The organism is Oscillibacter valericigenes (assembly GCF_021531915.1).
GTDB lineage: Bacteria > Bacillota > Clostridia > Oscillospirales > Oscillospiraceae > Oscillibacter > Oscillibacter valericigenes_A.
Genome location: NZ_JAFBIV010000003.1, coordinates 69,397 through 82,549, shown reverse-complemented (window position 1 = coordinate 82,549; position 13,153 = coordinate 69,397). Strand labels below are relative to the sequence as shown.

The following is a 13,153-nucleotide window of genomic DNA, read 5'->3' as shown; positions in this document are numbered from 1 at the left end:
GAATTGCCGGTCGGTGCAAGGCAACAAACGTCGGAGAGGATGAAATCATCCCGGAGTAGCCTGCTGAAGGAGGATTCCTTAGGTAGAGCCGGACGCACCCGTTACCGTGCAGGGCTTGTTGGAGCCTGCTGAGATGACGATGCGGTGACGCATCGTTAACAAGAGTGGTACCGCGAAGGATTTTTCGACGCCTTTGCCTCTTGGTTTGCAAGAGGCAAAGGCGTTTTTGATTTCCTGCCGTGACCAGTCCGGCCGGAACCATCAGCACAGACCCCAAAACAAATACACAAATAAAAAACATCAACAAGAAAAAGGGGAAAATGATCATGGCTGTGAAAAAATATTACGATTCTGACTGCAATATGGGTATGCTGGACGGCAAGACCGTCGCCGTCATCGGCTTCGGCTCCCAGGGCCACGCCCATTCCGAAAACCTGGCCGAGTCCGGCGTCAACGTGGTGGTGGGCCTGCGGAAGGGCTCCGCTCACTGGGAGAAGGCTGCCAAGTTCGCCGAGACCTGCCCCAACTTCCGCGTGATGGAGGTTGAAGAGGCCGCCAAGGCCGGTGACGTGGTCATGATGCTGGTGCCCGACGAGCTGTGCGCCGACATCTACAACAAGCAAGTGGCTCCCTACATGACCGAGGGTAAGACCCTGGCCTTTGCCCACGGCTTCAACATCCACTTCAAGACCATCGTGCCTCCCGCCAACGTGGACGTCATCATGATCGCCCCCAAGGGCCCCGGCCACACCGTCCGCAGCCAGTACCTGGAGGGCAAGGGTGTGCCCAGCCTGATCTGCGTGGAGCAGAACTACACCGGCAAGGCCAAGGACGTGGCTCTGGCCTATGCCTCCGCCATCGGCGCCGGCCGTGCCGGTATCCTGGAGACCACCTTCAAGGAGGAGACCGAGACCGATCTGTTCGGTGAGCAGGCCGTCCTGTGCGGCGGCGTCTGCGAGCTGATCGTCGCCGGCTTCGAGACCCTGGTGGAGGCCGGTTACGAGCCCGAGATGGCTTACTTCGAGACCTGCCATGAGATGAAGCTGATCGTTGACCTGATCAACCAGGGCGGCCTGGCCAAGATGCGCTACTCCATCTCCAACACCGCTGAGTACGGCGACTACCGCACCGGCAAGCGCATCATCACCGAGGAGACCCGCAAGGAGATGAAGAACATCCTGCGGGAGATTCAGGACGGCACCTTCGCCTCCGAGTTCCTCACTGAAATGAACCCCAACGGCGGCCGCAAGACCCATTTCCTGGCCCAGCGCCGCATGGCCGCCGAGCATCCCATCGAGAAGGTGGGCGCTCAGCTCCGCGCCATGATGAGCTGGCTGAAGAAATAATACAAAATCCGCGGTGCAGGCCGGGGCCGGAAGGCCTCCGGCCTGCCAGTGAATCCGAAAGAGGAGAACGCCATGCGCAGTGACAATGTGACAAAGGGTGCCGAGCGGGCGCCCAACCGCAGCCTGTTTTACGCCCTGGGCTACACGCCCGAGGACCTGGAAAAGCCTCTGATCGCTGTGGTCAGCGCCCACAGCGACATCGTTCCCGGCCACATGAACCTGGACAAGCTGACCGCCGCCGTGAAGAGCGGCATCGAGGCTGCCGGCGGCACCCCCTTCATGGTGCCCGCCATCGGCGTGTGCGACGGCATCGCTATGGGCCATGTGGGTATGAAGTACTCCCTGGCCAGCCGGGAGCTGATCTGCGACAGCGTGGAGACCATGTTCCTGGCCCACCAGTTCGACGGCATGGTGCTGGTGCCCAACTGTGACAAGATCGTCCCCGGCATGGTCATGGCCGCCGTCCGTATGAACGTGCCCGCCGTGGTCTGCTCCGGCGGCCCCATGCTGGCAGGCGCCTATGACGGCCAGGAGGTGAGCCTCTCCAAGATGTTCGAGGCCGTGGGCTCCTACAAGGCAGGCATGATCAGCGAGGAAAAGCTGGAGGAGTGCACCCAGAACTGCTGCCCCTCCTGCGGCAGCTGCTCCGGCATGTACACCGCCAACAGCATGAACTGTCTGTGCGAGGCTATCGGCATCGGCCTGCCCGGCAACGGCACCATCCCCGCCCCTTACAGCAAGCGTCTTCAGCTGGGCCGTCAGGCCGGCGCCGCCATCATGGAGATGGTCCGCCGCAACATCTGCGCCCGGGATATCATCAACGAGCGCAGCATCCGCAACGCCCTGACCTGCGACATGGCCCTGGGCTGTTCCACCAACACGGTGCTGCACCTGCTGGCCATCGCCCATGAGGCGGGCGTGCCTGTGGACCTGGCCCTGTTCAATGAAATTTCCGCAAAGACCCCCAACCTGTGCCATCTGGCTCCTGCCGGTCCCACCCATATGCCGGACCTGTACGCCGCAGGCGGCATCCCCGCCGTCCAGGCGGAGCTGGCCAAGCAGAACCTGCTGGACCTGGACTGCATGACCGTCACCGGAAAGACCGTGGGCGAGAACATCAAGGGTGCCAAAAACCTCAACCACAATGCCATCCGGCCCATTGAGGATCCGTACAGCACCACCGGCGGCCTCCAGATCCTGTGGGGCAACCTGGCCCCCAACGGCTGCGTGGTCAAGCGCAGCGCCGTGGCCCCGGAGATGCAGGCCCACACCGGCCCTGCCCGGGTGTTCAACAGCGAGGAGGAGGCCATTGCCGCCATCTATGCGGGCAAAATCGTTCCCGGCGACGTGGTGGTCATCCGCTACGAGGGTCCCAAGGGCGGCCCCGGCATGCGGGAGATGCTGAATCCCACCTCTGCCCTGGCAGGCATGGGCCTGGACAAGACCGTGGCCCTCATCACCGACGGCCGCTTCTCCGGCGCCAGCCGCGGCGCTTCCATCGGTCACGTCAGCCCCGAGGCTGCCTCCGGCGGCCCCATCGGCCTGGTGTGCGAGGGCGACCAGATCGCTATCGACATCCCCAATGCCTCCATTACCCTGCTGGTTTCCGATGAGGAGCTGGCTGCCCGGAAGGCCGCTTATGTCCAGCCGGAGCCCAACATCACCACCGGATGGCTCAGCCGCTACGCCCGCATGGTCACCAGCGCCGATGAAGGAGCTGTTCTGAAGTAATGAAAAGCCTGAATACCATTCGCCGCAGGCTGATCAGTCTGGTCATCTTCCGGGGCCTGCTGGACGATCCCGCCGTGCAGGCGCTGCGCCGCATGCTGGAAGTCCGCTGCAGCGGCACCGAGGATGACTTTGTGGAGGCCTGCGCCGAGTTCGAGTCCGTGCTGTTCGGCAGGGGCTGCGACAACTGGACGGACTACCTGTATGAGATCGTCATGGAGAACGAGAACGTCTGCGTCCGCCAGCACGATCCGGAGACCTTCAGCCCTATTTTGCGGGCGCATATGGAGCATGAGCTCCAGTTTCTCAACAAGCTGGCGCAGCTGACGCTGGAGGATTTCATCCATGGCGCCGAGTATCAGGACCCCGACGTGTATCACGAGAGCTGGAATGTCTCTGACCGGGATATTGCGGGAGACTATGCTGCCCGGCTCCGGGAGGTGGGCTCCAAGGGCTACGGCGTCTTTGCCCGTTACCATATGTTCACCGTGGAGAACGGAGCGCTGGTGCCGGTAAAGCACCCGGACCCCCAGCAGCTGGAGGAGCTGCCCGGCTACGAGCAGGAGCGGCAGAAGGTGATCGCCAACACCCAGGCGCTGCTGGACGGCAAGCCTGCCAACAACGTGCTGCTGTATGGCGACGCCGGCACCGGCAAGTCCAGCGCCATCAAGGCCATCGCCAACAGGTTCGCGGACCAGGGCCTGCGGCTGGTGGAGGTCAAGAAGAACCAGCTGTACCAGATCCCCGACCTGATGGACACTTTGGCGGCCAATCCGCTGAAGTTCATCCTGTTCATCGATGATCTGAGCTTTACGTCCAACGACGATAACTTCGCTGCCCTGAAGGCCATTCTGGAGGGCAGCGTGGGCGGCCGGGCCCAGAACATCGCCGTGTACGCCACCAGCAACCGCCGTCATTTGATCAAGGAGACCCTGACGGACCGGGCCGGGGACGACATCCATGAGAGCGACACCCGTCAGGAGCTCATGAGCCTGTCGGCCCGCTTTGGCCTGACCATCACCTTTGCCAGCCCCGACCGGGACCGCTACCTGTACATCGTGGGCCAGCTTGCCAAGCAGTACGGCCTGGATATGGACGAGCGGGAGCTGAACGTCCGCAGCGAGGCCTTCGCCATCCGCATGGGCGGCCGCAGCGCCCGGGTCGCCAAGCAGTTCGTGGAGCTGTGCAAGGCCGGGGTACAGGATTAAATGTAGAGAAAGAGGAGATGCCCCATGACCGCAGCTGTTTTTTGGGAGTTGGCGCTGTCCGCCTGCGCCACCACCTTTACGCCGGGACCCAATAATATCCTGCTGCTCAGCAGCACCAGCACCTTTGGTTTCCGCAAGTGCCGTCCCCTGATCTTCGGCATCTGGACGGGCCTGCTGACCGTCATGCTGATCTGCGGCTTCGGCTGCGCCGTGCTGGGTGAACTGGTCCCCCAGATCGTCCCCGTGGCCAAATATGTGGGCGCCGCCTATGTGCTGTATCTGGCGTGGAAGACTTTCACCCGCAAGACGGGAGACGGCACCGCCGATGCCTCCAAGCCCCTGACCTATGTCAACGGCTTCCTGCTGCAGTTTCTGAACATCAAGATCATGATGCTGGGCATCGCCTTCTACTCCGGCTATATCCTGCCCTACGGCTTCCATGTGGGTCACATCCTGGCCTTCGCCGTCATCATGGCGGCCTGCGCCGGAACGGGCAATCTGATCTGGGCCACCTTGGGAACCCTGCTGTTCCCCCTGTACAAGAAGTATGCCAGGGTCATCAACACCATCATGGCGCTGCTGCTGGTGTGGTGTGCCTGGAAGATCGTAGCCGTGTGACAACATTACAAATAAAACGTCCTCTTGCCGCTTTGGCAGGAGGACGTTTTATATATAAATGTATACGGCAAGTGCCTGCGCTCCTATCCTTTTGCTCCGCCCTGGCGGTATTCCCGGGGCGTGACGCCGTACCGGGCCTTGAACTGGCGGTTGAAGTTGGAGAGGTTTTCAAAGCCCACTTCTCCGGCGATGTACAGGATGCTGTCACCGCTCTGGCGCAGATGCTCCGCCGCCGCTGCCAGCCGCCGTCCGTTCAGGTAGGCCGTGAAGCTGCTGCCGGTCATCTGCCGGAACCAGCGCATAAAATGGCTGGTGCTGCAGCCGCAGCCCTCCGCCATCCGGGCCACCGTTAACGGCTGGGCGTATTCCGTCTCGATGCGGTGCAGCACCCGTTTCAGCCGCTGGGTGCCGGGGGAGTCGGGAGGGATAGGTTCGGGATTCATGCGCAATAATAGGAAGAGCAGCCGCAGAGTAGCTGCCTTGACTCCCAGCTCATAGCCGGGGCCCTTGTCCCCGCAGAGGGACTCCGCGTCGGCGAGGCAGGCGGCCACGGCGTCGTACTCCGACTGCCCCGGATGCAGGGATAGCGGCAGGGCCAGCCGTCCTGCCGCCAGGGGCACCAGGTACTGCCGGGCGCAGATATCCGCCGCCCCGGAGCCCAGAAAGTCCACGTCGAAAATGATATTTTCGTATTCCATGCGCTCTCCGGGAAGGCCGCTGAGAGCATGGAGGGTCCCCGGTGGCAGGATGAACAGGTCCCCCGCGGCGGCCTCCATGGTTGTCATACCTGCCTGCACCTGCCCCCGCCCCTTCTTCACGTAGATCAGCTCCATGCTCTTCTGCCAGTGCAGGGCCACGGAGGGGAAATCCTGGGGGATGGTGCAGGGATAGATATTGAAGGGGAACAGCACGCTGCCGTGCTGCTTGGTTTCCAGAAAGCTGTCGGTTGGGGTCGGGGCCATGGCAAAATCCCTCGCATTTCCACGAAAATGATCGGATCGTATCAGAATATACCGTAATTTCATAAGAAATGATACCACGGAAGAAATAATATAGCAAGTGAAACGAACCCGAAGGTTCCCATGAAAGGAGATGCGGGCAATGTATGAATCCATCGGCGCGGAGCTGCGGGCTCTGTGCGGAAAAGAACTGCGGGAGGCCACGGACCGAGAGGTGTACCGCGCCCTGCTGCAGATGGTGCAGCGGCGGGCCGCGGAGCAGTCCCGGCCGGTGTCTGGCAGGAAGCTGTACTATATTTCGGCCGAGTTTCTGATCGGCAAGCTGCTTTCCAACAATCTCATCAATCTGGGCATTTACGAGGAGACCCGGGCCTGTCTGGCGGAGGCCGGCAAGTCCCTGGCGGCCATGGAGGAACTGGAGCCGGAGCCCAGCCTGGGCAACGGCGGTCTGGGCCGTCTGGCGGCCTGTTTCCTGGATTCTCTGGCCACACTGGACCTGCCCGGTGACGGCATCGGCCTGCGGTATCACTGCGGCCTGTTCCACCAGAACCTCAAGGACGGCGTGCAGAGCGAGAGCCCGGACTTCTGGCTGACGGATGACTGCTGGGCCCAGCGGACGGAGACCGTGTATCCCGTTCAGCTGGCGGGGACCACGGTCCAGGCCCGGCTGTACCGCATCGCCGTCACCGGCTACCAGGGCCGCACCAACCAGCTGAACCTCTTCGACCTGGATACGGTGAACGAGGGCATCCTGGGGGAGGGCATCTCCTTCGACAAAGCCGATATCCCGGAGAACCTGACCCTGTTCCTGTACCCGGACGACTCCGATGACGCGGGCCGTCTGCTGCGGATCTATCAGCAGTATCTCATGGTCAGCGCCGGCGCCCAGCTGATTCTGGAGGAGTGCGCCGCCCGGGGCTGCGATTACCACAACTTGGCGGACTACGCCGCCATCCAGATCAACGACACCCACCCCAGCATGGTGATCCCCGAGCTGATCCGCCTGCTGGGCGAGCATGGCATCGCCTTTGAGGAGGCGGTGGAGATCGTCACCAAAACCTGCGCCTACACCAACCACACCATTCTGGCGGAGGCGCTGGAGAAGTGGCCCCTGGGCTACCTGGAAAAGGTGGTGCCCCAGCTGGTGCCCATCATCCGCCAGCTGGACGCCCTGGCCCGCACCCGGACGGAGGACACCAGCACCGCCATTCTGGACGGGGAGAACCGGGTCCACATGGCCCACATGGACATCCACTTCACCCACTCCACCAACGGCGTGGCGGCGCTGCACACGGAGATCCTGAAAAACAGTGAGCTGGCCAATTTCTACCGGCTGTATCCGGAGAAGTTCAACAACAAGACCAACGGCATCACCTTCCGCCGCTGGCTGCTGCAGTGCAACCCCAAGCTGAGCCGGGAGATCGAGCAGCGCATTGGCCCGGGCTTCAAGAAGGACGCCGGAGAGCTGGAGAAGCTGATGGCCCTGACGGAGGACCGGGAGGCTCTGGAGAGCTTCGCCGCCATCAAGGCCTTCAACAAAAAGCAGCTGGCCCAGTGGCTGTATGAGAAGCAGGGGGTCTGGGTGAATCCCGACGCCATGTTCACCATCCAGTCCAAGCGGCTCCACGAGTATAAGCGCCAGCAGCTGAATCTGCTGTTCCTGATCCACCAGTATTTCCAGATCAAGGCCGGCCACAAGCCCGCCGTGCCTCTGGTCTGCATCTTCGGCGCCAAGGCCGCCCCGGCCTACACCATTGCCAAGGACATCATCCATGCCCTGCTGACCCTCTCCAAGGTCATCGCGGCGGACCCCAAGGTGTCCCGCTATCTGCAGGTGGTCTTTGTGGAGAACTACAACGTGGCCGCCGCGGAGAAGATGATCCCCGCCTGCGACCTGTCCGAGCAGATCAGCCTGGCCAGCAAGGAGGCCAGTGGCACCGGCAACATGAAGTTCATGCTCAACGGCGCCGTGACCCTGGGCACCATGGACGGTGCCAACGTGGAGATCGCCCAGCGGGTGGGCCAGGAGAACATCTATGTCTTCGGCCGGACCTCCAACCAGGTCATCCACCGCTATCAGGTGGGAGACTACAACGCCCATGAGTGGTATGAGGGAGATCCCAATATCCGCCGGGCTGTGGACTTCCTGGTCAGCGACGAGATGCTGGCCGCCGGCCGGGAGGAGCAGCTGCGGCGTCTGCACCGGGAGCTCAGCGGCAAGGACTGGTTCCAGACCCTGCCGGACTTCAACGCCTATCTGGTCCGCAAGACCCAGGCCATGATGGACTACGCCCACGACCCCGAGGGCTGGAGCCGGAAGTGCCTCATCAACATCGCCCAGGCGGGCTTCTTCTCCTCCGACCGTACCATTGCGGAGTATAACCGGGATATCTGGCATCTGGGCTGAGAGACGGAAGTTGAGATTTTGAAAACCACCGGCACACAGCCGGTGGTTTTTATACAAAAAAGAGGTTGGGATATGTCCCAACCTCTTTTTGCTGAAAGTGTTTATCAACTGCTCAGGTCTTCGGAAGCAGATCAGGCTTACTCGGCCATCTTCTTGTACTTGTTGTAGCGGGCCTTGACGTCGGCAATCTCCTTCTGATAGAGAGCGTCGGCCTTCTCGGGGAAGTTGTTCTTCAGGGAGGCAAAGCGGTTCTCGCCCATCAGGAAGTCCATCAGCTTACTGGTGTCAGGCTCGGGAGAATCCAGCTGGAAGGGATTCTTGCCCTGCTCCGCCAGACGGGGATCATAGCGGTAGCAGTGCCAGTAGCCGCACTCCACAGCCTTCTTCATCTCGTTCTGAGAGTTGCTCATGCCAGCCTTGATGTGCTGCTCCAGGCAGGGACAGTAGCAGATGACGATGGCGGGACCGTCGTACTCCTCGGCCTCCCGCAGCGCCTTCAGCGTCTGGGCCTGATCCCAGCCCATGGCCACCTGGGCAACATACACATAGCCGTAGCTCATCAGGATGGCGCCCAGGTCCTTCTTGGCCACCTGTTTGCCGCCGGCGGCGAACTTGGCCGTAGCGGCGGTGGGAGTGGACTTGGAGGACTGACCGCCGGTGTTGGAGTACACCTCGGTGTCCAGGACCAGCAGGTTCACGTTCCGGTTCTGGGCCATCACGTGGTCGATGCCGCCGAAACCGATGTCGTAGGCCCAGCCGTCGCCGCCGATGGCCCACACGGACTTCTTGGCCAGGTATTCCTTGTTTTCCAGAACGTAGGCCACATCCTCGGTCTGCTCAGCGGCCTCCAGGGCGGCGATCAGCGCGTCGGACACGGCGCGGGACTTCCCGCCGTCGTTCCAGTTGGCCTGGTAATCGTCAATGGCCAGGACGGCGATGCCGGATGCCTTGATGCTCTCCAGACGGATCAGCAGCTCCTTGCGGATGGCGTCCTGGGCGTGGAAGAAGCCGTAGGCGAACTCGGCGTTGTCCTCGAACAGGGAGTGCTCCCAGGCGGGGCCGCGGCCGCAGCTGTCCTTGCAGTAGGGCAGGATGGGCGCACCGCCGGAGATGGCGGAGGAGCAGCCGGCAGCGTTGCCCGCGTACATCCGGTCGCCCACCATCTGGCTCAGCAGCTTGATGTAGGTGGTCTCGGCGCAGCCGGCGCAGGCGGCGGAGAACTGGAAGTAGGGCTTGGCGAACTGCATGTTCTTCACGGTCTTGCTGTTGATGACGTCCTTCTTCAGGTACTTGTCGTCCATGGCGACCAGGTCGAAGTTCTCCTGCTCGGGCTTCATCTCCTCGAAGGGGGTCATGACCAGCGCGTCGGCCATCTTCTCGCTGCTGTTGGCGGGGCAGGCGGTCAGGCACACGCCGCAGCCCAGGCAGTCGTAGGGAGAAATCTGCATCCGGAAGGAATAAGCGGGGGCGTCCTTGCCCAGGCCCTTGGCGGGCACAGTGGTGAAGGAAGCGGGTACATTCGCCTTTTCCTCCTCGGTCAGCAGCACGGGACGGATGGCGGCATGGGGGCAGCACATGGCGCAGCGGTTGCACTGGATGCAGCTCTCGGCGTTCCACTGAGGAACCTTGGCGGCGACACCGCGCTTGGAGAAGGCGGAGGTGCCGTTCTCCCAGGTACCGTCCAGCACGCCGTGCTTTTTGAACACGGAGATGGGCAGCTTGTCGCCCTGCTGACGGTCCATGGGAATGACGATGTCCTTCACGAACTGGGAAGCGCCCACGGGCTCGGCCACGGGGGTATCGGCAGCGTCCGCCCAGCTGGCGGGGATGTCCACCTTGACGGCGGCGCTGATACCGGCGTCCACGGCGGCGTTGTTCTTGTCAACGATGGGCTGACCATACTTCTTGAAGTAAGAATTGTAGTTATTCTTCTTCATATCCTCCACGGCCATATCCAGAGGAATGACCTTGGTCAGAGCGAAGAAGGCGGCCTGCAGGATGCTGTTGGTGCGGTTGGCACCCAGGCCCACGGCCACCGCGTGCTTGGCGGCGTCGATGATGTAGAAGTTGGCGTGCTTGCGGGCCAGATCACGCTTCATCTTGCCGGGCAGACGCTCCTCCAGCTCCTCCACAGACCAGGGGCAGTTCAGCAGGAAGGTGCCGCCCTCCTTCAGGTCCTCGGTGGTGTCGTACTTCTTGACATAGGTGGGGGCGTGGACCGCCACGAAGTCCGCGGAGGACACCAGATAGGTGGAACGGATGGGCTGGTCGCCGAAGCGCAGGTGGCTCTGAGTCAGGCCGCCGGACTTCATGGAGTCATAGGAGAAGTACGCCTGGGCATACTTGTCGGCCACCAGGCCGATGGTGGAGATGGCGTTCTTGTTGGCGCCCACGGTGCCGTCGCCGCCCAGGCCCCAGATCTTGCAGGAGACCTCGCCGGGACGGTTGAACTCCACGTCCTTGTACTCCAGGGAGGTGTGGGTCACGTCGTCGATGATGCCGATGGTGAAGTTGTTCTTGGGCTCGGCCTGCTTCAGGTTGTCATAGACAGCGATGATCTGGCCGGGGGTGGTGTCCTTGGAGCTGAGGCCGTAACGGCCGCCCACCACCCGGATGTCGCCGCGGCCCGCCTGATTCAGGGCGGTGACCACATCCAGGTACACAGGCTCGCCCACGGAGCCGGTCTCCTTGTTCCGGTCCAGCACGGCGATGCGCTTGCAGGTGGCGGGGATGGCGGCAGCAAAGTGCTTCACGGAGAAAGGACGGTACAGGTGGATCTGCACCATGCCCACCTTGCGGCCCTGGGCATTCAGGTAATCCACGGTCTCCTTCACGGTCTCAGAGGCGGAGCACATCACCACGATGACCTCCTCCGCGTCGGGAGCACCGTAGTAGTTGAACAGCTTGTAGTCCCGGCCGGTGAGCTTGTTGATCTCGTCCATGTAGTGCTGGACGGTGTCGGGCAGGCTGTTGGCCTTCTCGTTGGCGCCCTCCTTGCACTGGAAGTACACGTCGGGGTTGACGTTGTTGCCCCGGTTGGTGGGATGCTCGGGGTTCAGGGACTGGCGGCGGAACTCGCTGAGGGCCTTCTGGTCGATCAGGGGACGCAGGTCCTCATAGTCCAGGGCCTCGATGCGCTGCATCTCGTGAGAGGTGCGGAAGCCGTCGAAGCAGTGCATGAAGGCGTACTTGCCGCTGATGGCGGACAGGTGGGCGACGGCGCCCAGGTCCATGGCCTCCTGGGGGCAGGAGGACATCAGCATGGCGTAGCCGGTCATGCGGCAGGTCATGAAGTCGGTGTGGTCACCGAAGATGGAGTGATGGTTGCTGGTCACCACACGGGAGGCGATGTGCATGACGCTGGGCAGGAACTGGCCGCCCATGGCGTACATGGCGGGGATCATCAGCATCAGGCCCTGGGAGGAGGTAAAGGTGGTGGTCAGGGCGCCGGCCTGCAGGGAACCGTGGCAGGTACCGGCGGCGCCGGCCTCGGACTGCATCTGGATGACGTCCACGGTGGAGCCGAATAGGTTCTTCCGGCCCTTGGCGGACCACTCGTCCACCTTCTCCGCCATGGGGGAGGAGGGGGTGATGGGATAGATGGCCGCGACTTCAGTGAAGGCATAGGCCACATGGGCGGCGGCGGTATTGCCGTCCATGACAACGTATTTCTTTTTCATATTCAGAGCACCTCTTTAGATAGATTCGTACCCGTTAGACGTAGTTGCACACCCGGGCGATGGCCATTTCGGTGAAGCCCAGGGATTCGGCCTTGGTCTGCTTGCCGCAGGCGGTCTCCACCACCATGTTCAGCAGGTCGCCGCCCAGCTCCTCCAGGGTCTTGGTGCCGTAGATGAGGGGGGAGGCATCCAGGTCGATGTTATCCTCCATCTTGGCGAAGGTCAGCTTGTTGCCGGTGATCTTGATGACGGGGGCGATGGGGTTGCCGGTGGGGGTGCCCCGGCCGCTGGAGAAAACCACCACCTGGGCACCGCCGGCCACCATGGCCGCCACGGAGGAGGGGTCGTTGCCCGGGGTGTCCATAATGACCAGGCCCTGCTTGGCCTCCACCTGCTTGGCGTAGTCGTACACGGCGTTGACGGGGCTGTGACCGCCCTTGTGGATGCAGCCCAGGGACTTCTCCTCCAGGGTGGTGATGCCGCCGGCCTTGTTGCCCGGAGAGGGATTGCCCTCCCGGACCTCCTCGCCCACCAGCCGCAGAGCGGCCTCGTAGCGGTGGACGATCTCAAAGATGCGGTCATGGACCTCGGGGGTGGCGGCGCGGCGGGCCAGAATGTGCTCGGCGCCGATGAACTCCGTGGTCTCAGACAGGATGGAGGTGCCGCCGGCGGCCACGATGCGGTCGCTCATCTCGCCGATGACAGGGTTGGCGGCCAGGCCGCTGGTGGGGTCGGAGCCGCCGCACTCGGTGCCCACGATGAGCTCGGAGAGGGGGAACTCCTCCTTCTGGAGCAGGGAGGCCTCCGCCACCATCTCCTTGGCGTAGCGGACGGCCATGTCCACGGCCTTCAGGGTGCCGCCGGCCTCCTGGATGATGACCTGCTTCAGGGGCTTGTTGGTCCGCTCCTGGATGGCCTTCACCACCAGGTCCATCTGGCAGTTCTCGCAGCCCAGGGATACCACCACGGTGCCGTAGACGTTGGGGTTGGCGGCGTAGCCCGCCATCACGTCCATGGTCAGCTGCTGGTCGGAGGCCACCTGGGAGCAGCCCTGCTGGTTGTTGAAGGTGACGGAGCCCATCACCTGCTGGGCGATGATGCGGGTGGTATCGGAGGCGCAGACGCTGGCGGGCAGGATCAGCACATAGTTCCGAACGCCCACGCGGCCGTCGGGACGCTTATAACCGTAAAAAGTCATTGCTCGTTT

8 protein-coding genes and 1 other annotated feature (1 of these 9 cut by a window edge) are annotated in these 13,153 nt (G+C 62.6%); of the genes, 5 read left to right on the top strand and 3 right to left on the bottom strand.

The features are described from left to right. Positions 1-198 (top strand) — a binding site (T-box leader) (it extends 48 nt beyond the left edge of the window). Positions 199-326: 128 nt separating this feature from the next. The 4 genes from ilvC (at position 327) to JQM66_RS03525 (ending at position 4,900) form a co-directional block, all read left to right on the top strand. Next, positions 327-1,346: a ketol-acid reductoisomerase gene (gene ilvC / locus JQM66_RS03540; RefSeq protein WP_235228431.1), complete on the top strand. Its 1,020-nt coding sequence runs from the start codon at positions 327-329 to the stop codon at positions 1,344-1,346. 72 nt (positions 1,347-1,418) lie between these two features. Further along, on the top strand, positions 1,419-3,077 hold the full coding sequence (ilvD, locus tag JQM66_RS03535; protein WP_235228430.1) for a dihydroxy-acid dehydratase: 1,659 nt from the start codon (positions 1,419-1,421) through the stop codon (positions 3,075-3,077). Next, positions 3,077-4,282, top strand: coding sequence for an ATP-binding protein (locus tag JQM66_RS03530; RefSeq protein ID WP_235228429.1), 1,206 nt, complete (start codon positions 3,077-3,079; stop codon positions 4,280-4,282). Before ilvD ends, JQM66_RS03530 begins: the two co-directional genes overlap by 1 nt. A 24-nt stretch (positions 4,283-4,306) precedes the next feature. Next, positions 4,307-4,900, top strand: coding sequence for a LysE family transporter (locus JQM66_RS03525; RefSeq protein ID WP_235228428.1), 594 nt, complete (start codon positions 4,307-4,309; stop codon positions 4,898-4,900). An 83-nt stretch (positions 4,901-4,983) separates the two neighbouring features. Here JQM66_RS03525 and JQM66_RS03520 read toward each other — a convergent pair whose 3' ends face one another. Then, positions 4,984-5,862 carry an AraC family transcriptional regulator gene (locus JQM66_RS03520; protein ID WP_235228427.1) on the bottom strand — a complete coding sequence of 293 codons (879 nt, stop codon included), beginning with the start codon at positions 5,860-5,862 and terminating at the stop codon, positions 4,984-4,986. Between the two features lie 139 nt (positions 5,863-6,001). On the opposite strand from JQM66_RS03520, the gene JQM66_RS03515 reads away from it, so the two are divergent. Next, positions 6,002-8,266, top strand: a complete 2,265-nt coding sequence (locus JQM66_RS03515; protein ID WP_235228426.1) for a glycogen/starch/alpha-glucan phosphorylase — start codon at positions 6,002-6,004, stop codon at positions 8,264-8,266. A 137-nt stretch (positions 8,267-8,403) separates the two neighbouring features. Here JQM66_RS03515 and nifJ read toward each other — a convergent pair whose 3' ends face one another. Further along, positions 8,404-11,946 carry a pyruvate:ferredoxin (flavodoxin) oxidoreductase gene (gene nifJ / locus JQM66_RS03510; RefSeq protein ID WP_235228425.1) on the bottom strand — a complete coding sequence of 1,181 codons (3,543 nt, stop codon included), beginning with the start codon at positions 11,944-11,946 and terminating at the stop codon, positions 8,404-8,406. A 34-nt stretch (positions 11,947-11,980) separates the two neighbouring features. Further along, positions 11,981-13,144, bottom strand: coding sequence for a UxaA family hydrolase (locus tag JQM66_RS03505; protein ID WP_235228424.1), 1,164 nt, complete (start codon positions 13,142-13,144; stop codon positions 11,981-11,983). Positions 13,145-13,153 lie beyond the last annotated feature (9 nt).